Genomic DNA, 23,471 nt, shown 5'->3' on the forward strand with positions numbered 1-23,471 from the left:
ATCGCCGGCTTTGCCCCCACACTGCTGGGATGTCCGAATCCTCCGTGTCCTCCGGCGGCGCGCTCGCGCTGGCCGAATCCCGTCTGCTGCTGCCCGCCGGTCTCGACACCTCCGGTCTCGACCGCGCGTTCTCCGCCCTGCTCGGTCCCGGCATCGATTTCGGCGACCTGTATTTCCAGCACTCGCGTCGCGAGAGCTGGGCGGTCGAGGACGGCATCGTCAAGAGCGGCTCGCATGCGATCGAGCAGGGCGTCGGGGTGCGCGCGATCAGTGGCGAGAAGACCGGCTTCTCCTATTCCGACGACATCGATGCGGTCGCCCTGCTGGGCGCGGCGCAGTCGGCGCGCGCGATCGCCCGCGACGGCCGCGCGCATGCACCGCTCGCACTGTCGCGCACCCGCGCGCACGATCTGTATCCCGCGCAGGACCCGATCGACGTGCTCGGCAGCGAGGCGAAGGTCGAAGCCCTGCGGCGCGTCGACCGCCTGCTGCGCGCCGCCGATCCGCGCGTGCAGCAGGTGATGGTCAGTCTGTCGGGCGGCGTCGACACCGTGCTGGTCGCGCGCAGCGACGGCGTGCTGGCCGGGGATGTGCGCCCGCTGGTGCGGCTCAACATCCAGGTGCTGGTGGAACACAACGGTCGCCGCGAGTCCGGCTACTCGGGCTACGGCGGGCGGTATTCGTACGAAGAGCTGCTGGGCGACGGCAAGCCGGAACGCTTCGCGCGCGAGGCGCTGCGCCAGGCGCTGGTCAACCTCGAGGCGATCGATGCGCCGGCCGGCACCATGCCGGTCGTGCTCGGCGCCGGCTGGCCGGGCGTGCTGCTGCACGAAGCGGTCGGCCACGGCCTGGAAGGTGATTTCGCGCGCAAGGGCACCAGCACGTACGCAGGCCGTATCGGCCAGCGCGTGGCCTCGCCGGGCGTGACCATCGTCGATGACGGCACGCTCGCCGGCCGGCGCGGCTCGCTCAACATCGACGACGAAGGCACGCCGACGACCTGCACGACCCTGATCGAGGATGGCGTGCTGACCGGCTACATGCAGGACACGCTCAATGCGCGCCTGATGGGCGTCGCGCCGACCGGCAACGGCCGCCGGGAATCCTTCGCGCATCTGGTGATGCCGCGCATGACCAACACCTACATGCTGGCCGGGCAGGACGATCCGCAGGACATGATCCGCTCGGTTAAGAAGGGCCTCTACGCGGTGAACTTCGGCGGCGGCCAGGTCGACATCACCAACGGCAAGTACGTGTTTTCGGCGACCGAGGCCTATCTGATCGAGGACGGCAGGATCACCGCGCCGGTCAAGGGCGCGACGCTGATCGGCAACGGTCCGGAAACGATGCAGCGCGTGCGCATGATCGGCCACGACATGGCGCTGGACGAAGGCGTCGGCGTCTGCGGCAAGGACGGCCAGAGCGTGCCGGTCGGTGTGGGCCAGCCGCATCTGCTGATCGACCAGCTGACCGTCGGCGGCACCCAGGCTTGAGCGCCGGGGTGGCGGTTCGGGGTTTTGGGATTCGGCGCGGCCTGAAGGCGCGCGCTGACCGCTCCGTCATTCCCGCGCACGCGGGAATGACGGGAGGGCACACTCAGGCTGCGCCGTCGCCGTCGCCGGGTTCGTCGGCTTCGTCTTCCAGACGCGCTTCCTCGGCCGCAGCGTCTTCGCCCGCCGCCAGCGACGCCGCCGCGAACACGTTGCGCAGTTCGCGGAAAAGCTCGCGGAACGCGGCCGGCGGCTTGTTCTTCGCGCGCTCGGCCAGCGCATTGCGCACCAGCTGGCGCAGGCGCTGGCGATCGGCCTCCGGGTACGCGTCGAGCAGTTCGGCCAGCGCCGCGTCGCCGTCGTCGAGCAGACGCGTGCGCCAGGCTTCGGCCCGGTGCAGCTGCGCGGTCTCCACGCGCGCCGCCGCGCCGCCGGCGTCCATCGCGTCGCGGATCGCTTCCAGCGTCTCGTCGCTCTCGCGCCGCATCTGCTTGGCCAGGAAGGCCAGCTGGCGTTTGCGTGCGATGTGCGACGTGATGCGTCGCGCATCGGCGATGTGCGGCAGCAGGCCTTCGGGAACGGGCAGTTTGCCCAGCTGGTTTTCGGACAGTGCGACCAGGGCGTCGGCCAGCGACAGCACTTCCAGCGCTTCGCGCCGGTTCTGCTTGCGGCTGGGACCCAGGTACTCGCCCGATGCTTCGTTGATGCCTCTCATTGCAACAGGATAAGTCATTGCCCATGTCCCACGCCCTGATCGATGTTCATCCGGCCGAGGATTCGGCCGTCCGCCTCGATGCGCTGGCCGATTTGTCGCAGCGCCTGCTCGACCGCTGCCGCGCCGCCGGCGCCACCCAGGCCGAGGTGTCGTGCTCGGAAGACGCCGGTCTGAGCGTCAATGTGCGCATGGGCGAGGTCGAGACCGTCGAGTCCACGCGCGACCGCGGCATCGGCGTGACGGTCTATTTCGGCAAGCGCAAGGGCACCGCCAGCACCGCGGATCTGCGCGAAGACAGCCTCGCCGCGACGGTCGACCAGGCCTGCGCGATCGCGCGCTTCACCGAGGACGACGAGGCATCCGGACTTGCCGACGCCGAACTGATGGCGCGGCCGGGCCCCGATGGCCGCTTCGACGAGTACGACGCCTGGCACCCCTGGGCCTTGGACGCGGACGCCGCGGTGGATCTCGCGCTGGCCTGCGAGGCGGCGGGCCGCGACTGCGATGCGCGGATCGCCAATTCCGATGGTGCCTCGGTCAGCACGTCGAAGGGCCTGAGCGTCTACGCCAACAGCCACGGCTTCGTCGGTGCCGAGCGCGGCAGTCACCACAGCATCGGGTGCGCGCTGATCGCCGGCGCAGGCGAGCACATGCAGCGCGAGGGCTGGTACAGCGTGGCGCTGGCGCAATCCGATCTCGAATCACCCGCCGCCATCGGCCGGCGCGCGGCCGAGCGCACGCTCGCGCGTCTGGACCCGCGGCCGCTCGCGACCGGCAGCTATCCGGTGCTGTTCCAGGCCGAGGTGGCCCGTTCGCTGATCGGACACCTGCTCGGCGCCGTCTCCGGCGGCGCGCTGTACCGCCGCGCGAGCTTCCTCCTCGACAGCGTCGGCACGCAGCTGTTCCCCGAGTGGTTCGGCATCCATGAGCGCCCGTTCCTCGAACGCGGCTTCCAGTCTTCGGCCTACGATGCCGAGGGCGTGGCCACGCGCGAGTCGCCGCTGATCGAGCACGGCGTCCTGCAGCGCTACGTGCTGGGCAGTTATTCGGCGCGCAAGCTGGGCCTGCAGAGCACGGGCAACGCCGGCGGCGTGCACAACCTGGAGATCCCCGCCAACGCCGGCGGTCTGCAGGACCTGCTGCGCGGCATGGACCGCGGACTGCTGGTCACGGGCCTGATGGGGCAGGGCGTCAACGCGGTCACCGGCGACTACTCGCGCGGCGCGTCCGGTTTCTGGGTCGAGGGCGGGGAGATCCGCCATGCGGTGGATGGCATCACCATCGCCGGCAACCTGAAACAGATGTTCGCCGGCATCGAGGCGGTCGGCAGCGACGTCGATCCGCGGTCGCACGTGCGCACCGGCTCGATCCTGCTCGGCCGCATGACCGTGGCGGGCGGCGAATGACGTTTCCGCACTTGACGCTGGCGCTGCTTGCCTGAACAGTGCGCCGCAAGGCCATGGCCTGTTCCTTTCACCCAACCTGAGGCGTTCCGCATGAGCGAGTTCGACAAGTACACCACCGCATCGCCTCCACCCGCCGGCGTGGCGTCTTCGGAAGAACGCCAGTGGGGCCTGTTCGGCCATCTGTCGGCGTTGACCGGCCTGTTCACCGGCGGCATCGGCAACATCGTCGGCCCGCTGGTGATCTGGCTGGTGAAGAAGGACACCATGCCGTTCGCCGCCGACCAGGCGCGCGAGGCGCTGAACTTCAACATCACCCTGCTGCTGCTCGGCGTGGTGCTGTTCCTGATCACGCTGGTGACCTTCGGCCTCGGTGCGCTGCTGACCGTGCCGCTCGGTGTCCTGATCGGCATCGCCTGGCTGGTGCTGACCATCATCGGCGGCATGAAGGCGAACGAAGGCGTGGCCTACCGCTACCCGTTCGCGCTGCGCCTGATCAAGTAAACGATCGACGGCGCGGCATCCGCAGGCCCCGGCGTCCGCGCCGGGGCCTGTCGCGTTCGGGGTGCCGGAAGTCCGGGTGACGTCCGCATCTGGCGTTGCAACGGGCGCACGCGCAGGCTGGATGCACGACCCACGACCGGAGGTGTCCCATGCAGACCGCATCCTTCCCGCAGACGCTGCCCGCCAGCGATAGCCGCCACTGGGCGGCGGCGATGCACATCGGTGCGCTGGTGCTCGCGTTGCTGACCAGCTGGATGTCGGGTGTGGCCGGCGCGCTGGTGGCCGGCGTGGTGTATCTGGCCAGGCGCGACGACGATGCCTTCGTGGCCGCGCACGCGCGCGACGCGCTGAACTTCCACCTGAGCATGTGCCTCTACGCCTGCGCGATCGTCGTGGCCGCCATCGGCCTGCTGGGTGCGACGGTGCTGACGCTGGGCATCGGCGCGATCGTGACGCTGCCGGCCGGCCTGTTGCTGGTGGCGGCCGCGTGCGGACTGGCGATGCTGTGGCTGATCAGCAGCATCGTCGCCGCGGTGCGCGCCTTGAACGGCGAGCACTATCGGCACCCGATGACGATCCGGTTCTTCGGCGGCTGATCCTGTTTAAGCCCGGGCGCGCGGTGCCCGCGCGTCAGTGATCGCGTTCGATCGCGCGGCGGCCGAGTGCGGCCAGCGGGGCGACGGCCTCTCCGAACGGCGCGAGTGCCTCATGCATGCGCGTGGCGAGCGCATCGAGCCGAGCACGCGAGGCATCGGCGCCGATCAGCGCAGGAAACGTGGCCTTGTCCTGCGCGACGTCCTTGCCGGCGGTCTTGCCCAGCGTGGCGCTGTCGCCTTCGATGTCGAGCAGGTCGTCGCGGATCTGGAAGGCCAGGCCCAGCGCATCGGCGAAACCGTCGAGCCGTGCGCGTGTCGATGCATCCACGCCCGCCGCGAGTGCGCCCAGCGCGACCGCCGCGCGCAGCAGCGCACCGGTCTTCATCGCGTGCAGGCGTTCGAGCGCGTCCACGCCGATCGACACGCTGTCGCCCGTCGCCGCCAGATCGAGCGCCTGGCCGCCGCACATGCCGAGTGCACCGGACGCACGTGCGAGCGTGGCGACCATCGCCAGTCGGACGTCGGCAGCCAGCGGCGCCTCGGCGAGCAGCGAAAACGCGAGCGTCTGCAAGGCATCGCCGGCGAGGATCGCGGTCGCCTCGTCGAAGGCGACGTGCACGGTCGGCTGGCCGCGCCGCAGGGCGTCGTCGTCCATCGCCGGCAGATCGTCGTGGACCAGCGAGTAGGCGTGTACCAGTTCGACCGCGGCCGCCGCGGCATCGGCGGCGCTCGCCGGCGCGCCGAAGGCGTATGCGGTGGCGTGGACCAGCAACGGACGCATGCGCTTGCCCCCCAGCAGGACCGCATGGGCCATGGCCGCGTGCAGGCGTGGCTCGCTGCCGGCGACGGCGTCGAGGGCCTGCTGCAGCGTGACGTCGGTGCGTGCGCGCCAGGCCTCGATCAGCGCGGCGGTGTCGCGCGCCGCGTCAGGCATCGGAATCCTCGACCGCGGCGTCACCGAAGGGCTGCGCGCGTTCCGGCGTGGTCGGATCGGTGAGCAGCTTGACGCGCAGCTCGGCATCTTCGAGTGCCTGCTGGCATCGCCGATACAGGCCGACACCGCGCTCGTAGGCGCCCAGCGAGTCTTCGAGACTCAACTCGCCGCCCTCCATGCGCTCGACCAGCGACTCGAGCTGGGTCAGGGCGTTTTCGAAGTCGGCGACAGGACTGGTTTCGGCGGCGGCGGTTTTCTTCGGCATGCGCGGATTTTAAGCGATCGGCGCGTCCAGCACCGTGTGCATGGCGCCGGGGGGCGACCAGTGCAGGCGGCAACCGCCCGCCCGCAGCCAGGCGTCGAAGCCGGCGTCGAAGGCCAGGTCGCCGGCGGCCAGCACGCGCTCGTCGGCATCGACGAGCAGCGGCAGGTGCGCACGGATCCAGGGCGGGACGCCGAGCGACTGCAGCACGTGCTTGAGCGCGTGGGTGTGGGCGCGGCCGGGCAGACGGATGCGCTCGCCGCCTCGTCGTGCGCGGACGGTCCAACCCGGACCCGCCGCCGCGCCGTCGAGCCACAGCCGGCCGCCGTCGGGCAGTCGCAGCGGCGTGCCGCCATCCCACCGCGCGGTGAAGCCGGGGTCCAGCGGCGCCCGGACCGGCGCAGCCTGCAGCAGTCTGCGCCAGCGCTGCAGACGGTGGCCGGCCCAGTCGAAGCAGGGCACGCGATCCGTGCGGCCGGTCGCGAGGTCGGCGCTGCACCAGTCGATGGCGCGCGCCGGTAGCGAGGGCAGGCCACGTGTGTCGATCCAGAGGCGCAGCGCGCGTGCGCGTCGTGCAGCGGGGAGCGCGCGCAACGCGTCGAGTCGCAACACGGCCGGATCGCCCGTGCTCGCTGTGGCCAGCGCAGCGTCGTCGCCCGCAGCGAGCAAAGCGCTGGTGTCGGCCTGCAACGTGGCGACCGTGGACAGTGCGGCGTCCGCATGCGGCCACCGCGCGCGCAGCAGCGGCAGCACGCGATTGCGCAGGAAATTGCGGTCGGCGTCATCCGCGGCGTTGCTCGGGTCCTCGATCCAGTGCAGACCATGCGCCTGTGCGTAGGCCTGCAGTTGCGCACGCGGCAGCGCGAGCAGCGGCCGCCACAGCCAGCCGTTCGCGAACCGGCGCACTGGACGCATCGCGGCGAGGCCATCCGGCCCCGACGCGCGCAGTGCACGCAGCAGCATGGTCTCGGCCTGGTCGTCGCGGTGATGGGCCAGGGCGAGGAGGTCTCCCGGCTCGAGGTGCGCGGCGAACGCGGCGTGGCGCGCGTCACGGGCCGCGGCTTCGAGGCCGGTGCCGGTGTTCCGTGCCACGTCGACGCGCACCACGCTGCACGGGACGTCGAGACGTGCGCAGGTCGCCACGCAGTATGCGGCCCAGCTGTCGGCGCCGGGCTGGAGGCCGTGGTGGACATGGACGGCGCGCAGGCCACGCATCCGCAGGGCGGGCGTTTCCGCCAGCGCGTGCAGCAGGACCCCCGAATCCAGGCCGCCGCTAAAGCCCACCACGATGCGTCCCGATGCATCGGGTGGCAGGTCGGGCAAGGGCAGTTCGGTGGGCATGCCGCCATGGTAGCGAGGCGGGTCCGCGTCGACCCGCCTGCGCCGGCGACCGCGTCCATCCGAAGGGTGCGATGCAGCGATCCGGTGGTGCGGTCGCCGCGCGCGCGTCGTCCGCCTACAGTCGCGGATCCCAGCCATAGGAAGCGCCCGCATGTCCGCTCTGTTCACCCCGTTCCGCCAGCGCGACCTGACCCTGCGCAACCGCATCGCGGTGTCGCCGATGTGCCAGTACAGCGCGGTCGACGGCCTGCCCGACGACTGGCACCGCGTGCATCTGGGCAGCCGCGCGGTGGGGGGCGCGGGACTGGTGATGACCGAAGCCTGCGCAGTCTCGCCCGAAGGCCGGATCTCGCCGCAGGACGCCGGCATCTGGAACGCCGCGCAGGCGCAGGCTTGGGCGCCGATCGCGCACTTCATCCGCGCGCAGGGCGCCGCGCCGGCGATCCAGCTCGCGCATGCCGGGCGCAAGGCCAGCACGTTCGCACCGTGGCGCGGCCGCAGCGCGGTGCCGGTCGCGGACGGCGGTTGGCAGGTCGTGGCGCCGTCGGCGCTGGCCTACAACGCGGACTATCCGGCGCCGCAGGCGCTCGATGCGGCCGGCATCGCGCAGGTGGTCGACGACTTCCGCGCGAGCGCGGTGCGCGCACTGGACGCAGGTTTCGAGGTCGCCGAACTCCATGCCGCGCACGGCTACCTGCTGCACCAGTTCCTCTCGCCCTTGTCGAACACGCGCGATGACGCGTGGGGCGGCCCTTTCGACAATCGCGTCCGCATCGTGCTCGACGTGGTCGATGCCGTGCGCGGCGTCTGGCCCGAACGATTGCCGCTGTGGGTACGCATCTCGGCGAGCGACTGGGTCGACGGCGGCTGGGATATCGAGCAGAGCGTCGCGCTGGCACGCCTGCTCAAGGACCGCGGCGTGGATCTGATCGACACCTCCAGCGGCGGCCTGTCGCCGCTGCAGTCGATCGACGCGGTACCGGACTACCAGGTGCCGTTCGCGCGCCGCATCCGCGAGGACGTCGGCATCGCGACCGGCGCGGTGGGTCTGATCACGACGCCGGCGCAGGCCGAGCGCATCGTCGCCGACGGCGATGCCGACCTCGTGCTGCTGGCACGCGAGCTGTTGCGCGATCCCTACTTCCCGCGTCGTGCGGCGCGGGACCTGGGCGTCGAGATCGAGACGCCGGACCCGTACCTGCGCGCGTGGTGAGACGTCAGGCGCGCACTTCGCGCCTGGCGATGTCCACCCATTCGCGCTGCTCGCGGCGGTAGTACGCGGGCGCCAGATCGACGCGGCGCAGCGTGTCGGCGTACAGCGCTTTGGCCTTGTCCGTCTGACCGTGGCGCTGCAGCAGGCCCGCGTAGCGGACCCGGGCTTCTTCGCCGGGATAGTCCTGGACCAGCGCTTCGTACTCTTCGACGGCGGCCGTGAAATCGTCGCCGGCTTCGACCGCGCGGGCGTAGAGCAGATGGCCGTCGTGGGAACGGAAGTCGGGATTCGCGGCGATCAGCGCGTCGAGCGTCTCGCGGGCGGCGGATGGTTCGCCGCGATGGAACTGTGCCTGCGCCAGACCGAGCATCAGCGTCGGATCAGTCGCGTACAGGCCGCGCAGGGCCTCGCGGTAGAGGGTTTCGGCGCCGGCGTAGTCGCCGTCCTCGAGCTTGCGCTCGGCGAGCCGGCGGCGGTTGTCGAGCGTGTCGGCGATTTCCAGATCGCGACTCGCCGCGCGCGTGTGGCGCGTCGGGTCGATCCGGTCGCGCACACGCCCCAGCGCCCGGTTCGCGCCGCGGTTGCTGCGCAGTTCGGGCAGCACTTCGGCGAGCAGATACACCAGCACGCCGATGTAGGAGCCGATCAGCAGGATGAAAATCCAGTACAGCGGCCGTCCGGTGCGGACCACGTGCACGCCGCAGCCGATCTGCAGCAGGATCGAGAGCAGCAGGATCGGCCCCATCGTGTCGCCCCTCAGGCCGCCTCGTACGCCCCGTAGCTGCGCAGGCGCTCGTAGCGGCGCTGCAGCAGCGTCTCGACCGGCAACTGTTCCAGCTGGTCGAGCTCGTTCATCAGCACGGCCTTGAGACGCGTCGCGGTCTGGCGCGGATTGCGGTGCGCGCCGCCGATCGGCTCGCGCACGACCTTGTCGACCAGGCCCAGCGACTTGAGCCGTTTGGCGGTCAGGCCGAGCTGCTCGGCGGCATCGCGCGCCTTGCCCGCGTCCTTCCACAGGATCGACGCGCAGCCTTCCGGCGAGATCACCGAATAGGTGCTGTATTCGAGCATCAGGGTGCGGTCGCCGACGCCGATCGCCAGCGCGCCGCCCGAGCCGCCTTCGCCGATCACGGTGCAGATGATGGGCGTCTTGAGTTCCGCCATCTCCAGCAGGTTGCGGGCGATGGCTTCCGACTGGCCGCGCTCTTCGGCGCCGATGCCCGGATACGCGCCGGGCGTGTCGATGAAGGTCAGCAGCGGCAGCTTGAAGCGCTCGGCCATCTTCATCAGGCGCAGCGCCTTGCGGTAGCCCTCGGGGCGCGGCATGCCGAAGTTGCGACGCACCTTGGTCCGGGTGTCGCGGCCCTTCTGATGGCCGATGATCACCACGCTGCGGCCGTCGATACGGCCGAGACCACCGACGATGGCGGCGTCGTCGGCGTAGGCGCGGTCGCCGGCCAGCTCCTCGAACTCGTCGCAGATGCTGCGGATGTAGTCGTTGGTGTACGGGCGCTGCGGGTGGCGCGCCAGCTGCGAGACCTGCCAGGGCGTGAGGTCGCGGAAGATGTGCGCGGTGCGCTTGCGCAGCTTGTCGCGCAGCGTGGCGAGCTCGGCGTCGATGTTGACCGCCGGGCCGTCGCTGGCCTGGCGCAGTTCCTGGATCTTCGCTTCGAGATCGGCGATGGGCTGTTCGAAGTCGAGGTAATTCGGATTCATTCGGGAGAGCCGTCCATTGGGAGGCGACCGCGGTGCGGACCCGGGCGCACTGCGCCACGCGGGCCCGGCCGGAGCCGGAAAGGGCGACAGTCTAGCGGAGAGCGCCCGATGGGGCCGTACGACGGCGTCTGGATCGCAGATCGGCGCATGTTGACGGATGTTGTGGCACCGGGCGTCTGCCCGGCGGGCCGTCAGTGCGCCCAGGGCTTGGCGATGTCCAGCCGGGCGATGCGCACGCCGGCCTGGGCGCGCAGGGTGCCGGGCAGCTCGGCGTCCACGCGGACCGAATGCGCACCGTTGACGTCGAGCGTGCCGGCGCTGCCGGCCTCCAGCAGCAGATCCAGACGCAGCGGCGTCTTGCCGGGGCGGTGCTGGGCCAGCACCTGTTCCACGCGCGCCAGCGTGCCGGGCACGCGCAGGTCCAGGCGCAGCGACAGCCGGCGTGCGTGCTCCGGGCACACGGCATGGAAGTCCCAGCAGCGCTTCACCCGCAGCGCGAAGCCGCCGCTGAACTCGTCCTCGCGCAGGCCGCCTTCGACGATCAGGATGCGGTCACGGGTCAGCAGGTGCGCGTACTCGCTGCTGGCGTCGGCGAAGAAGCCGCATTCGAGCCGGCCGCGGCCGTCTTCCAGCAGCACGAAGGCCTGCGAGTCGCCGCGCTTGCGCATCGCGCCGACCTGGCCGGCGATGATCACCTGGGTTTCCGGGCGCCAGCTGTTGCCGCCGCCCTTCTGGTCGCGCGCCGCCCACAGGCTGTCGAGCTGCCCCAGATCGGTGCCGACCAGCGCCTGCAGTTCGTCGCGATAGGGATCGAGCGGATGGCCACTGAGGTAGTGGCCCAGCGTGTCGCGTTCGCCGTCGAGCTTCTGCTTGAGCGGCCATTCCTCGCACTCGGGCAGATCGATGTGCAGCGCGTCGCTGTCGCCGACGCTGCTGCCGAACATGTCGACGATGCCGGCGTTGCGGTTGCGGGTGAGCTGATCGGTCGCCTTCAGCGCCTCGGGCAACTGCAGCATCAGCGAGGCGCGGTTTTTGCCGAGCGCGTCCATCGCGCCGGCATTGATCAGCGCTTCGAGCGTGCGCTTGTTGAGCCGCGAGGAATCGACGCGTCGGCAGAAGTCCAGCAGGTCGGGGAACACGCCCGCCTGCACGCGCGCCTCGACGATGTTCTCGCAGGCGCCGCGCCCCACACCCTTCACCGCGCCCAGGCCGTAACGGATGGTCTGCGGATCGATCGCCTCGAACATGTAGGCCGACGCGTTGACGTCCGGCGGCAGCACGTCCAGGCCCATCGTTCGCGCTTCGGTCAGGAAGCCGGTGACCTTGTCGGTGTTGTCCATGTCCGACGACAGCACCGCGGCCATGAACTCGGCCGGGTAGTGCACCTTCAGCCACGCGGTCTGGTACGCCACCAGCGCGTAGGCGGCCGAGTGCGACTTGTTGAAGCCGTACTCGGCGAACTTCTCCATCAGGTCGAAGATCTGCGTCGCCTGCACCGGATCCACGGCGTTCGCCGCCGCACCCGCTTCGAACTTGGCGCGCTCCTTGGCCATCTCCTCGGGCTTCTTCTTGCCCATCGCGCGGCGCAGCATGTCCGCGCCGCCCAGCGAGTAGCCGGCCAGGACCTGGGCGATCTGCATCACCTGTTCCTGGTAGACGATGACGCCGTAGGTGGGCGAGAGCACCGGCTCCAGCGACGGATGCGGGTAGCTCACGTCCGTGCGGCCGTGCTTGCGGTCGACCCATTCCTTGTCCATCCCCGAGCCCAGCGGGCCGGGACGGAACAGCGCGGCGAGCGCGATGATGTCCTCGAAGGTATCGGGCTGCGCGCGCTTGAGCAGCTCGCGCATGCCGCGCGATTCGAACTGGAACACCGCGACCGTGTCGCCGCGCGCGAACAGTCTGTAGCTCTCCACGTCGTCGAGCGGCAGCGCGGCGATGTCGAGCGGGTCCTCGCCCGCCGTCGCGCGGCGCGCGTTGATCGCCTTGACCGCCCAGTCGATGATCGTGAGCGTGCGCAGGCCGAGGAAGTCGAACTTCACCAGGCCGATCGTCTCGACGTCGTCCTTGTCGAACTGGGTGACCGGATTGCGGCCCAGGCTGCCTTCGTCGTGTTCGGCGTACAGCGGGCAGAAATCGCTGAGCGGCGACGGCGCGATCACCACGCCGCCGGCGTGCTTGCCGGCGTTGCGGGTCAGATCCTCGAGCTGCAGGGCGAGATCGAGCAGATCGTGGACGTCGTCCTCGTCGTTGTAGCGCGCGATCAGCTCATCGGAGCGCCAGGCATCGTCGCTGCGCGACTTGTCGGTGCGACCGAGCGCGTCCTCGAGGCCGATGCCCAGCGTCGGCGGCACCAGCTTGGAAATGCCGTCGACCATGCCGTAGGGATAGCCGAGCACGCGGCCGGTATCGCGCACCACGGCCTTCGCCGCCATGGTGCCGTAGGTGATGATCTGGCTGACGCGGTCGCGGCCGTACTTCGCGGCGACGTAGTCGATGACCTCGTCGCGGCGGTCCATGCAGAAGTCGATGTCGAAGTCGGGCATCGACACGCGTTCGGGATTGAGGAAGCGTTCGAACAGCAGGTCGTAGGGCAGCGGATCGATGTCGGTGATCTTCAGCGCCCACGCGACCAGCGAGCCGGCGCCCGAACCACGGCCGGGACCGACCGGGATGTCGTGTTCCTTGGCCCACTTGATGAAGTCCGAGACGATCAGGAAGTAGCCCGGGAATCCCATCTTGCAGATGACGTCGAGCTCGACGTTCAACCGCTCGACGTAACTCTCGCGCGTGTGGCCAGCCGCCACCGGGTACTTCTCCAGGCGTTCGACCAGGCCCTCGTGCGATTGCGCGCGGATCCAGGTGTCGAGCGTGTGTTCGCTGGGCACCGGGTACGCGGGCAGGTAGTAGGTGCCCAGGCGCAGTTCGAGATTGCAGCGCTGCGCGAGCGCGAGCGTGTTGTCGATCGCGTCGGGGACATCGGAGAACAGCGCGGCCATCTCGTCGGCCGATTTGAGGTACTGCTCGCGCGTGTAGAGCTTCGGGCGACGCGGATCGTCCAGCACGCGGCCGGTCGAGATGCACACGCGCGCCTCGTGCGCATCGAAGCCTTCGGCATCGAGGAAGCGCACGTCGTTGCCGGCGATCACCGGCAGCGAGAGATCGGACGACACCTGCAGCGCGAGCGCGTTGTGCACGGTCTCGTCGTCGAAGCCGCAGCGGGTGAGCTGCAGGAACAGGCGGTCGTCGAACACCTCGCGCCATTGCGCGTACCACTGCCGCGCAAGATCGTCGCGACCGCCGGCCAGCAGCTTCGCCGCCGGACCGTGGCGACCGGCGATCGCGAACAGGCCGGTATTCGCCTCGCGCAACCAGTCCGGGCGCACCACGACGCCATCGGTGCGATGGCCTTCCATCCACGCGCGCGTGAGCAGGCGCGACAACGACAGATAGCCGTCGTGGTCGCGGCACAGCAGGGTCAGCGTCGAGGCCGGTTCATCGCCTTCGGCGAGCGAGATGTCGGCGCCCATCACCGGCTTGATACCGGCGCCCTCGGCCGCCTTGTAGAACTTCACCAGCGCGAACAGGTTGTTGCGGTCGGTCAGCGCCACCGACGGCTGGTCGAGCGCGGCGCAGCGTTTGACCAGCTCCTTGATCCGGATCGTCGAATCGGAGAGCGAGTATTCGCTGTGGACATGCAGATGGGCGAAGCGGGCGGACATTGCGTGGGCGTGGCGACCGGAGGGTCAGGTTAGGGCCGGGGCGGGGGGCGGACAAGGCTTGACAGGGGACGGGTCGCGATCTGGCGCGGCGGCTGTGTGCCGGCCCACCGGGAACGGTTCAGTCGTGGGCGTCCGACGCGCGCAGATCAGGCCGGCAACGGCTCGGCGAACAGGTCCGCGGTGGCGGGTTCGGCGATGACGTCCGACATGGCCTGCGGCAGGAGGCACGCCACCGGCGCAAAGCTGCGGCGGTGATGCACGCACGGCCCATGCGCGCGCAGCGCGGCCAGATGCGTCGGCGCGCCATAGCCCTTGTGCCGGTCGAACCCGTAATCGGGAAACTGCGCATGCAGTTCGACCATCGCGCGGTCGCGCGCCACCTTGGCGAGGATCGAGGCCGCCATGATCGACTGCTCGATCGCGTCGCCGCCGACGATCGCGCGCGCCGGACAGGGCAGGCCGCGCGGCAGGCGGTTGCCATCGATCAGCACGCGCTCCGCGGCCGGTGCCAGCGCCTGCACCGCACGCGCCATGCCGACCATCGTCGCCTGGAAGATGTTGATGCGATCGATCTCGTCGACTTCGACGAACTCGACCCGCCAGGCCAGCGCATGCTCGACGATCCGCGGATACAGCGCCTCGCGGCGTTTTTCGGTCAGCTTCTTGGAATCGTCGAGGCCGTCGATCGGGCGCTTGGGATGCAGGATCACCGCCGCGACCACGACCGGTCCGGCCAGGGGGCCACGTCCGGCCTCGTCGACACCTGCGATGCGCAGGCGGCGGGTCACGGTGTCCGCGCCGGTGCGGGCAGGGCGGGCACGGCCAGACGCGAGACGGCCTCTGCTGCGGTGGCCGACGCGCCCTGGCGCAGCTGCAGATGCAGATCGCGATAGACCGGCTGCAGCGCATCGGCCGCGGCCGGATCGCGGAACCAGTGCAGCACGGCGGCGGACAGGTTCCCGGGCGTGCAGTCTTCCTGCATGAATTCCGGCGCGATCAGGCAGCCCGCCAGCACGTTGGGCAGCGAGAAGCGATCGACCTTCATCAGCTTGAAGAGGCGCACCAGGAACGCCGTGCTCGGCGCGATGCGATAGCCGACGACCATCGGCCGCTTGGCCAGCAATGCTTCGAGCGTCGCGGTGCCCGACGCGAGCAGCACGACGTCGCTGGCGACCATCGCGGCGCGCGCCTGCCCGTCGAGCACGCGGACATCCAGCGCGGAGAAGCGGGGCTGCGCGAGCAGTGCATCGATCGCGGCGCGGCAGCCCGCGTTCGCGGCCGGCACGACGATGCGCAGGCCCGGCAGCGCCTCTGCGACCCGCGCGGCGGCCTCGAGAAACACCTCGCCGAGCCGGCCGATCTCGCCCAGGCGCGAGCCCGGCAGCACGGCGAGCACCGGCGCGCCCTGCGGCAATCCGAGCGCATCGCGCGCGGCCGCGCGGTCGGGTTCGAGCGCGAGCATCTCGGCCAGGGGATGGCCGACGAAGCGCGCATCGACGCCGTGGGTCGCGTAGATCGGCGGCTCCATCGGGAACAGGCACAACACCAGATCCGCGCTGCGGCCGATCTTCGCCGCACGCCCCTGTCGCCAGGCCCAGATCGACGGGCTGACGTAGTGCACGGTGCGGATGCCGCGGTCCTTGAGCGTGCGCTCCAGTCCGAGATTGAAGTCGGGCGCGTCGATGCCGATGAAGACGTCGGGCTGCCAGTCGAGCAGGCGCGCGCGCAGCGTCCGGCGCAACGTCAGCAGGCGCGGCAGATGCCGCAGAACCTCGGAAAGACCCATGACCGCAAGTTCGGAGGCGTCGTGCCACGTCTCCATGCCGGCCGCGCGCATCGCATCGCCGCCGACGCCGGCGAAGCGCGCCTGGGGATAGCGCGCGCGCAGCTGTTCGATCAGACCGGCGCCGAGCAGGTCCCCGGAGGCTTCGCCGGCCACGAGCGCGATGCGCAACGGTACGCTAGGCGTGCGGTCGTCGATCAGGGGCACGGATGCGGGCGTGGGACTGGACACGGTGGCATTGTGCGGCATCGACGGTGAGTCGTGCCGCGGGAGCGGTCAACGCAGCAGCGGACGCTCGCCTGCCTCGATGAAATCGAGAAATGCACGCACGTCGTCGCTGCCCTGCGCCATCTCTTCCAGGCGCACGCGCGCGTCGGCCAGCGAATCACCCGACACGTACAGGGCGCGGTAGGCGCGCTTGATCGCCGAGGTGCGCGCGGCGTCGAAGCCGCGTCGCTTCAGGCCTTCGGCATTGATGCCACGCGGCCGGCCGTAGCCGTCCTGCGCCACCATCACGAAGGGCGGCACGTCGCCGTTGACGAACGCGCCCATGCCGATGAACGCATGCGCGCCGATCCGGCAGAACTGGTGGATGCCGACGAAGCCGCTGAGGATCACGTGGTCGCCGACGGTGACATGGCCGGCCAGCGTGGCGTTGTTCGAGAACACGCAGCGGTTACCGACCACGCAGTCGTGCGCGACGTGCGTGTACGCGAGAAACCAGTTGTCGTCGCCGACGCGGGTGATGCCGCCACCGTCGCCGGTGCCGCGGTTGATCGTGACGAATTCGCGGATCGTGTTGCGGTCGCCGATGACGAGTTCCGCGCGTTCGCCGGCGAACTTCTTGTCCTGCGGCTCGCCGCCGATCGCGGCGTGGCCGTGGATGTGGTTCTCGCGGCCGATGCGCGTCGGGCCGTGGAGGCTGCAATGCGGGCCGACGATGGTGCCGGCGCCGATCTCGACGTCCGGTCCCACCAGCGTGAACGCACCGATGCGCACGTCCTCACCCAGCTTCGCGCCGGGATCGACGACCGCGCTGGGATGGACCTGCGCGGCGCCCATGTCAGCGCGGAACCTCGGCGCAGAGAATCTCCGCGCAGGCCGCCTGCTGGCCGTCCACACGCGCGATGCCGCTGTACATGGTCATGTTGCGGATCTCGCGCTTGATGGTGACTTCGAGCTCGAGACGATCGCCCGGCACCACCATGCGCGAGAACTTCGCCGCGTCGACCTTCACCAGGTAGGAGAGATTGCCCTCGCAGTCCTTGCCCTTGGTCAGGTGGGTCAGGATGCCGCCGGCCTGGGCCAGCGCCTCGATCACCAGCACGCCCGGCATCACCGGCTGGCCCGGGAAGTGGCCCTGGAAGAACTCCTCGTTGGCCGACACGTTCTTCCAGCACAGCACGCGCTTGCCGTGTTCGAACTCGACCACGCGGTCGATCAGCAGAAACGGATAGCGGTGCGGCAACAGCTTGTGGACGCCGTCGATGAGGATCGGCAGCGTGATGTCGGTCGTCATGGTTCCCCCTTCCCGAGCGCCGTGACGCGGCGCGCGAGCGAATCGAGCTGACGGATCCGCACGGCATTCTTCCGCCACTCGCGCGTGGGCTGGGCGGGAATGCCGGCGGAATATTCGCCGGGCTCGGTGATGGATGCGGACACCATCGTCATCGCGTGAACGACGACGTGGTCGCAGATTTCAAGATGGCCGGCCACGCCGACCTTGCCGGCGAGCAGACAGTAACTGCCGATCTTCGTGCTGCCGGCGATGCCGACGCAGCCCGCGACCGCGGTGTGCGCACCGATGCGCACGTTGTGGCCGATCTGGATCAGGTTGTCGAGGCGCACGCCTTCGGCCAGCGTGGTGTCTTCGAGCGCGCCGCGATCGATGGTGGTGTTGGCGCCGATGTCGCAGTCGTCGCCGACGACCACGCCGCCGAGCTGCGGCACGTTGATCCAGCGCCCGGCGTCCATCGCCAGGCCGAAGCCCTCGGAGCCCAGGACGGCGCCGGGGTGGAGGGTGACACGGGCGCCGAGACGCACGCGCTTGACCAGGGTCACCCGCGCGACGAGATGACTGCCGGTGCCGACGACGCAGTCTTCGCCGATCACGCAACCGGCGCCGATGGTCACGCCCGCGCCGATCACGCTGCGTGCGCCGACGCTGACGTGCGGGCCGATCGATGCGGACGCATCGACCTGCGCGCTCGGATCGATGACCGCGGAGGCGTGGATGCCGACCGGCGCGACACTCGCGGGGTCGAACAGCGCGGCGATCTTCGCGTAGGCGACATAGGGGTCCTTCGCGATCAGCGCGGTGCCGGCGTAGCCCTCGGCGTCGGATTCGCGCAACACCACGATGCCGGCCGTGGTGTCGGCCAGCTGTGGGCGGTAACGCGGATTGGACAGGAACGCGAGCTGTCCGCTGGTCGCCTTGGCCAGCGTCCCGACGCCGGACACCGAGGTCTCCGGCGCGCCGTGGACGACGAGACCGAAGCGCTGCGCGAGCGCTTCGGCGGTGTGGCGGGTCTGCGTGTCGGTCATCGGCGGCGCTGGATCAGAACGCGCCGCCGAAGGTGAACTGCAGGCGCTCGACCTCATCAGCCTGCTTGATCAGATCGCCCGAACCGCCGCGCACTTCCTTCTGCTGGCGCAGCGGGTACGCGTAGCTGATCGAGATGGGGCCGACCGGCGCCCGCCACATCAGCGCGATACCTGCCGATGCCCGCAGCTCCTTGGCGTCCCAGCTGTCGACATCCCGGTAGACGTTGCCGAAATCGACGAAGGCGGAAATACGTGCAGCAGGCGACTTGATCAGCTGCGGGAAGAACATCTCGGCAGAGCCGATGGTCTTGACCGCGCCGCCGACGGGCTGCAGGAAGGAGCTGCCGAGCGCCGTCTCGCGCGGGCCGAGCGTGTTGTCGCGGAAGCCGCGCACCGAGCGCGGGCCACCGGCGTAGAAGTTCTCGTAGAACGGCAGGCCGGTCGCAGTGAGCGTGCGGATGTAATCGTCGGATCCGGTTTCACACGGGTCGCTCGGCGGCGGCGGCGGAGCGGGCGCCGGCGGATTCGGATTGCCGGTTGTCGGCGGTGTGGGCGGCGTGGGCGCGGTGAAGCACACATTGCGCACGACATCGCTGCCGTAGCTGTCGCCATAGCCGAGTTCGGCGCGGGTGTTGAGCACCAGATGGCGGTTGATCGGCCAGTACTTCGAAATCTCGTAGTTGAGCTTGTAGTACTCGGCGGTCGAGCCCGGCAGCGTGGTTTCCAGCGAGACGCGCTGCAGCATGCCGCGCGTGGGCTGGAGGAAGTCGTTGCGCGTGTCGCGCGCCCAGGCCAGTTCACTGCGCCAGGCGTGGAAGGTGCGCGAACCGAAGGCATCGACGTAGTCGACGATCGATTCGGGCGACGAACCGCGGAAGGTGAAGATCTGGTTGCGGTCAATACCCAGCAGCAGCGAGATCGAGTCGTTCTCGGTGAGCGGAATGCCGAGCACCGTCTGCGCGGCCGCGCTCGTGGAGGAGAACTGCGCGGTGTTGAACTCGGAGTTGTCGAACTCGCGCCACCACAGGTTGTAGCCCAGCGACATGCCGCCGTCGGTGAAGTACGGGTTCATGAAGGAGAACGAGTAGCGCTGCAAGAACACGTTGCGCTGCGCTTCGACGGACACGCGATTACCGCTGCCGAGGAAGTTGTTCTGCGACAGCTGCACGGAGGTGGTGAGTCCCGCCAGCTGCGAATAGCCCAGACCGAAGGTGAAGCTGCCCGAAGTCGTCTCGGTGACGCTGAACACCACGTCGACCTCGTCGTTGCTGCCGGGCACCGGCTGGCTCTCGACGTTGACGCTGCCCGATTCGAAATAGCCCAGGCGCTGCAGGCGGACCTTCGAGCGGTCGACGGCCGCCTGCGAGTACCACGCGCCTTCGAACTGGCGCATCTCGCGGCGCATCACTTCGTCCGACGTGCGGCTGTTGCCCTTGAACTGGACGCGGCGCACCTGCACGCGCGGACCCGGCACCACCTGCAGGTTGATCGCGACCGTGCGGTTCTCGCGGTCCACCTCGGGAATCGGATTCACCTGCGCGAACGCATAGCCGATGTTGCCGAGCGTGGCGACGATCGCGTCGGAGCTCAGTTCCAGCAGCGCGCGCGAGAACACCTGGTCCTTCTGCACGAAGACGCGGCTCTCAATCTCTTCCTTCGGCAGCACCGTGTTGCCGGTGATCTGCACGTCCGACACCTTGTAGATCTCGCCTTCGGTGACGCCGGCGGTGATGAACATGTCGGCCTTGTCGGGGCTGATCGAGACCTGGACGCTGTCCTCGCTGAAATCGATGTAGCCGCGGTCGAGGTAGAAATTGTTCAGCTTTTCGCGATCGCCCTCGAGCTTCTCGCGCGAATACTGGTCGTCGCGGCGGTACCAGCTGAGCCAGTTCGACTCGCCCGATTCCCAGTTGTCGGTCAGCGTCTCGAGATCGTAGGTTTCGTTGCCGACGATGTTGATGTGGCGGATCTTGGCCGCCTTGCCTTCCTCGACGTTGATCGTGATATCGACGCGGTTGCGGTCGAGACGCGAGACGGTCGGCGTGATCTTGACGTTGTACTTGCCGCGGTTGTTGTACTGGCGCACCAGTTCCTGGGTCACGCGGTCGAGCGCGAGCCGGTCGAAGGTCTCGCCTTCGGACAGGCCGATCTCGGTCAGGCCCTTGGTCAGGTCCTCGGTCTTGATGTCCTTGTTGCCGGTGAGCGTCAGGCGGTTGATCGCCGGGCGCTCGCTGACCGTGAACACCAGGATGTCGCCCTGGCGTGCGACCTGGATGTCTTCGAAGAAGCCCGTGCGGTACAGCGCGCGCACCGACTCGCTGATGCGGGTCGGGTTGACGGTGTCGCCACGCTCGACCGGCAGATAGGTGAACACGGTGCCCGCGCCGATGCGCTGCAGGCCGTCGACACGGATGTCACTGACCGTGAAGCTGCTGGCGCTGGACGGCGCCAGCGGAGGCAGCGTGGCGGCCGCCGGCGCGGTGACAGGTGCGTTCGCGGCCGTCTGGGCCCAGGCCGGTGCGGCGATCACCGAGGCGAGGGCGAGGGCGAGCAATCGGCGGTCAGGCATTCGCGTCATCTTTGAATCCGGGTAGGGGAGTGGTTCCGGCGCGGTGCGCGCGGCGGAATCCGGGGCGGGGCAGGGTCAGCGCACGAGTTGCAGGATGTCGTTGTAGAACGCCAGGCCCATCAGACTGGCCAGCAGGGCCATGCCAACGTATTGCCCGGCCACCATCGCGCGCTCGCTGACCGGGCTGCCTTTGACCAACTCGATAAGGTAATACAACAGGTGTCCCCCATCCAGCAGCGGGATGGGGAGGAGGTTCAGGATCGCCAGGCTCAGCGACAGCAGTGCGAGGATGGTGAGGTACCACGCAGGCCCCTGGCCGGCGTAGGTGTTGGCGGCCCGCGCGATGGTGATCGGGCCGGCGACGGTGTTCTCGATCGCGACGCGGCCACTGAAGGCGCGGCCGATCATGCCGACCAGCTGGCCGGTCAGATGTCCCACTTCGTGGAACGCCGCCGGCACCGACGCCAGTACGCCGTACTGCTGCATCGCATCCTTGGGCGGCAACGGCAGATCGCGCGGCGGCGCGATGCCGAACGCCCAGTACGCGCCGCGGCCGTCCGGCAGTTCGGTGCGTCTGGGCGCCATCTCCAGCGCGAGGCGCTCGCCATCGCGCTCGACCTCGACCATCGCCTGGCCGCCGCGATCCCCCAGCGCCTGCACCAGTGGGCCGATGTCTTCGAAAACCCGCACCGGGCGGCCGTCAATGGCCGTCAACCGATCGCCTTCGGCGAGGACGCCCCAGGCCGCGGCTTCCGGTTCGACGCGGCCCACGACCGCAGGCAGCAGCAGATGGCGCGGCCACAGGCCGATCGCCGGCGTGATCCGGCGCTGGTCGAAATCCTCGGGCAGTTCGGACAGCCGCAGGTCGCGCACCACTTTGCGATCGCGCTCGTCGGTCACGTGCACGGCGACGTCCTGGCGGTCGAGCGCGGCCGGCAGCAGCGCCAGCTGCACTTCCATCCAGGTGGGCGTGGACCGGTCGCCCACTGCATCGATCCTGTCGCCCGCACGCAACCCCGAACTTTCGGCGATGCCGCTGGACTGCCCGACCACGGGCGCGTAATCGGGACGTCCGATCACGAACATCGCCCACAGCAGCGCGACGCACAGGATCAGGTTGGCGATCGGGCCGGCGGCGACGATGGCGATGCGCTTCCAGACCGAGGCGCGATTGAAGGCGGCATGCGCCTCGGCCTCGGGCACCGGGCCTTCGCGTTCGTCGAGCATCTTGACGTAGCCGCCCAGCGGGATCATCGCGACCTGGTAGACCGTGCCGTCCTTGCCGCGGCGCGACCACAGCGCACGACCGAAGCCGACCGAGAACCGCAACACGCGCACACCGCACCGGCGCGCGACCCAGTAGTGGCCGAACTCGTGGAAGGTCACCAGCACGCCGAGGCTGACGATCAGCCACCACACCGAGCCGAAGAATTCAGACATCACGCTTGTTCAATGGATGGCACCGGAGTCGATGGCACGAAGGGCGGCGCTGCGTGCGCGTGCATCGGCATCGCGCAGCACGGCCAGCGACGCCGCCGCAGCGGCGGGAAGCGTGTCGAGCACATGCCCGACGAGCGCAGGAATCGCTAGAAAACGCAGTCGCCCCTGAAGAAAGGCTGAAACCGCCACTTCATTCACTGCGTTCAGCAGGGCGGGCGCGGTGCCGCCGGCGGACAGGGCATCGCGCGCCAGGGCCAGGCAGGGAAACGCGACGGTATCCGGCGCTTCGAAATCGAGCCGACCATGCTGCAGCAGGTCCAGACCCGCGACGCCCGAGGCGATGCGGTCCGGATGGCCCAGGCCCACCGCGAGGGCGGTGCGCATGTCGGGCAATCCGAGCTGCGCGAGCGTGGAGCCGTCGATGAACTCGACGAACGAATGCACCAAGCTCTGCGGATGGACCAGCACGTCGAGGCGATCGGCCGGCATCGCGAACAGGTGATGCGCCTCGATCAGTTCGAGTCCCTTGTTCATCAGCGTGGCGGAGTCGACCGAGATCTTCGGCCCCATCGACCACTTGGGATGCGCGATCGCCTGCGCCGGCGTCACGTCGGCCAGCGATGCGCGATCGCGGCCGCGGAACGGGCCACCGGAGGCGGTCAGGATGATCCGCGCCACGCCGCTGCAGTCGCCGTCGGCGGGCAGGCACTGGTGGATCGCGTTGTGCTCGCTGTCGATCGGCACGATGGTCGCGCCCGCGTCGCGCGCGGCCTGCATCATCAGCGCGCCGGCCAGCACCAGCGATTCCTTGTTGGCCAGCAGTACGCGCTTGCCGGCGCGCAGCGCTGCCAGGGTGGAATCGAGACCGGCGGCGCCCACGATCGCGGCGACGACCGTGTCGCAAGCATGCGCATCGGCAGCAAGCGCGTCGAGCGCTGGCATGCCGGCATGTGGCGTGGTGTCGAGGCGCGCAGCGCGCAGGGCCGTCGCCAGTGCGTCGAGCGACGCAGGATCGGCGATCACCGCGTGGTCCGGACGATGCGTCACGCACAGGGCGACGAGGGCGTCGACGTTGCTGCCGGCCGCCAGCACGCTCGCGCGCAGGCGGTCGGAATGCCGGGCGATGACGTCCAGCGCCGACGTGCCGATGGAGCCGGTGGCGCCGAGGATCGCGATCTTGCGGATCATGCGCGACCCGTCCGGCCGACGGAGGCGGTGGCGGTGGCGGTGGCGACCCGC

Annotated in this window: 20 protein-coding genes; 5 read left to right on the forward strand and 15 right to left on the reverse strand. The window is 69.7% G+C overall.

Annotation, left to right across the window (positions count from 1 at the left end; translation table 11 throughout):
- Positions 1-29 precede the first annotated feature (29 nt).
- Entirely contained in the window at positions 30-1,493 is a 1,464-nt protein-coding gene (gene tldD / locus CURTO8I2_RS02880) for a metalloprotease TldD (RefSeq protein ID WP_159678510.1), read from the forward strand.
- A 103-nt stretch (positions 1,494-1,596) separates the two neighbouring features.
- Here the strand turns inward: tldD and yjgA are convergent, their stop codons facing one another.
- The gene (yjgA, locus tag CURTO8I2_RS02885) at positions 1,597-2,205 is read right to left on the reverse strand and encodes a ribosome biogenesis factor YjgA (protein WP_159678512.1); all 609 of its coding nucleotides are present in this window, start codon (positions 2,203-2,205) and stop codon (positions 1,597-1,599) included.
- Positions 2,206-2,228: 23 nt separating this feature from the next.
- Between yjgA and pmbA the strand changes: the two genes are divergently transcribed.
- The 3 genes from pmbA to CURTO8I2_RS02900 all read left to right on the forward strand — a co-directional run bounded on the left by pmbA (position 2,229) and on the right by CURTO8I2_RS02900 (position 4,708).
- Positions 2,229-3,611 (forward strand): metalloprotease PmbA, encoded by a 1,383-nt coding sequence (pmbA, locus tag CURTO8I2_RS02890; protein WP_159678514.1) that lies wholly within the window; start codon positions 2,229-2,231, stop codon positions 3,609-3,611.
- A 90-nt stretch (positions 3,612-3,701) separates the two neighbouring features.
- On the forward strand, positions 3,702-4,112 hold the full coding sequence (locus tag CURTO8I2_RS02895; protein WP_159678516.1) for a DUF4870 domain-containing protein: 411 nt from the start codon (positions 3,702-3,704) through the stop codon (positions 4,110-4,112).
- Between the two features lie 149 nt (positions 4,113-4,261).
- A complete protein-coding gene (locus CURTO8I2_RS02900; RefSeq protein WP_159678518.1) occupies positions 4,262-4,708 on the forward strand; it encodes a DUF4870 domain-containing protein in 447 nt (148 codons plus the stop codon).
- 34 nt (positions 4,709-4,742) lie between these two features.
- Here the strand turns inward: CURTO8I2_RS02900 and CURTO8I2_RS02905 are convergent, their stop codons facing one another.
- From CURTO8I2_RS02905 to tilS, 3 genes are read right to left on the reverse strand one after another with little or no spacing between them, the layout of a single operon-like run.
- A complete protein-coding gene (locus CURTO8I2_RS02905; RefSeq protein ID WP_159678520.1) occupies positions 4,743-5,642 on the reverse strand; it encodes a farnesyl diphosphate synthase in 900 nt (299 codons plus the stop codon).
- Positions 5,635-5,907, reverse strand: coding sequence for an exodeoxyribonuclease VII small subunit (locus tag CURTO8I2_RS02910; RefSeq protein WP_159678522.1), 273 nt, complete (start codon positions 5,905-5,907; stop codon positions 5,635-5,637). The genes CURTO8I2_RS02905 and CURTO8I2_RS02910 overlap by 8 nt, the downstream gene beginning before the upstream one ends.
- A 9-nt stretch (positions 5,908-5,916) precedes the next feature.
- On the reverse strand, positions 5,917-7,245 hold the full coding sequence (tilS, locus tag CURTO8I2_RS02915; protein ID WP_159678524.1) for a tRNA lysidine(34) synthetase TilS: 1,329 nt from the start codon (positions 7,243-7,245) through the stop codon (positions 5,917-5,919).
- A gap of 151 nt (positions 7,246-7,396) precedes the next feature.
- Here tilS and CURTO8I2_RS02920 point away from each other — a divergent pair, with 151 nt between their 5' ends.
- On the forward strand, positions 7,397-8,458 hold the full coding sequence (locus CURTO8I2_RS02920; RefSeq protein WP_159678526.1) for an NADH:flavin oxidoreductase/NADH oxidase: 1,062 nt from the start codon (positions 7,397-7,399) through the stop codon (positions 8,456-8,458).
- Between the two features lie 4 nt (positions 8,459-8,462).
- On the opposite strand, the gene CURTO8I2_RS02925 is transcribed toward CURTO8I2_RS02920, so the two are convergent.
- The 11 genes from CURTO8I2_RS02925 to dxr all read right to left on the reverse strand — a co-directional run bounded on the left by CURTO8I2_RS02925 (position 8,463) and on the right by dxr (position 23,420).
- Positions 8,463-9,203, reverse strand: a complete 741-nt coding sequence (locus CURTO8I2_RS02925; RefSeq protein WP_159678528.1) for a tetratricopeptide repeat protein — start codon at positions 9,201-9,203, stop codon at positions 8,463-8,465.
- An 11-nt stretch (positions 9,204-9,214) separates the two neighbouring features.
- Positions 9,215-10,174 carry an acetyl-CoA carboxylase carboxyltransferase subunit alpha gene (locus CURTO8I2_RS02930; RefSeq protein WP_159678530.1) on the reverse strand — a complete coding sequence of 320 codons (960 nt, stop codon included), beginning with the start codon at positions 10,172-10,174 and terminating at the stop codon, positions 9,215-9,217.
- Positions 10,175-10,365: 191 nt separating this feature from the next.
- Complete coding sequence (gene dnaE, locus CURTO8I2_RS02935; protein ID WP_159678532.1) at positions 10,366-13,896, reverse strand: DNA polymerase III subunit alpha; 3,531 nt, start codon at positions 13,894-13,896, stop codon at positions 10,366-10,368.
- A 146-nt stretch (positions 13,897-14,042) separates the two neighbouring features.
- Positions 14,043-14,684, reverse strand: a complete 642-nt coding sequence (rnhB, locus tag CURTO8I2_RS02940; protein ID WP_159678533.1) for a ribonuclease HII — start codon at positions 14,682-14,684, stop codon at positions 14,043-14,045.
- Positions 14,681-15,910, reverse strand: a complete 1,230-nt coding sequence (lpxB, locus tag CURTO8I2_RS02945; RefSeq protein ID WP_236550986.1) for a lipid-A-disaccharide synthase — start codon at positions 15,908-15,910, stop codon at positions 14,681-14,683. Before lpxB ends, rnhB begins: the two co-directional genes overlap by 4 nt.
- Before the next feature lie 45 nt (positions 15,911-15,955).
- Complete coding sequence (gene lpxA, locus CURTO8I2_RS02950) at positions 15,956-16,741, reverse strand: acyl-ACP--UDP-N-acetylglucosamine O-acyltransferase (RefSeq protein ID WP_159678537.1); 786 nt, start codon at positions 16,739-16,741, stop codon at positions 15,956-15,958.
- A gap of 1 nt (position 16,742) precedes the next feature.
- The gene (fabZ, locus tag CURTO8I2_RS02955; RefSeq protein WP_159678539.1) at positions 16,743-17,198 is read right to left on the reverse strand and encodes a 3-hydroxyacyl-ACP dehydratase FabZ; all 456 of its coding nucleotides are present in this window, start codon (positions 17,196-17,198) and stop codon (positions 16,743-16,745) included.
- A complete protein-coding gene (gene lpxD, locus CURTO8I2_RS02960) occupies positions 17,195-18,223 on the reverse strand; it encodes a UDP-3-O-(3-hydroxymyristoyl)glucosamine N-acyltransferase (protein WP_159678541.1) in 1,029 nt (342 codons plus the stop codon). The genes fabZ and lpxD overlap by 4 nt, the downstream gene beginning before the upstream one ends.
- A 13-nt stretch (positions 18,224-18,236) precedes the next feature.
- Complete coding sequence (gene bamA, locus CURTO8I2_RS02965) at positions 18,237-20,801, reverse strand: outer membrane protein assembly factor BamA (protein ID WP_159678543.1); 2,565 nt, start codon at positions 20,799-20,801, stop codon at positions 18,237-18,239.
- A 66-nt stretch (positions 20,802-20,867) separates the two neighbouring features.
- Positions 20,868-22,232, reverse strand: a complete 1,365-nt coding sequence (gene rseP / locus CURTO8I2_RS02970; RefSeq protein ID WP_159678545.1) for an RIP metalloprotease RseP — start codon at positions 22,230-22,232, stop codon at positions 20,868-20,870.
- Between the two features lie 9 nt (positions 22,233-22,241).
- Positions 22,242-23,420, reverse strand: a complete 1,179-nt coding sequence (dxr, locus tag CURTO8I2_RS02975; protein ID WP_159678547.1) for a 1-deoxy-D-xylulose-5-phosphate reductoisomerase — start codon at positions 23,418-23,420, stop codon at positions 22,242-22,244.
- Positions 23,421-23,471 lie beyond the last annotated feature (51 nt).

Origin of the sequence: Luteimonas sp. 9C, assembly GCF_902506295.1 — a bacterium.
In the GTDB taxonomy this organism is placed as follows: domain Bacteria; phylum Pseudomonadota; class Gammaproteobacteria; order Xanthomonadales; family Xanthomonadaceae; genus Luteimonas.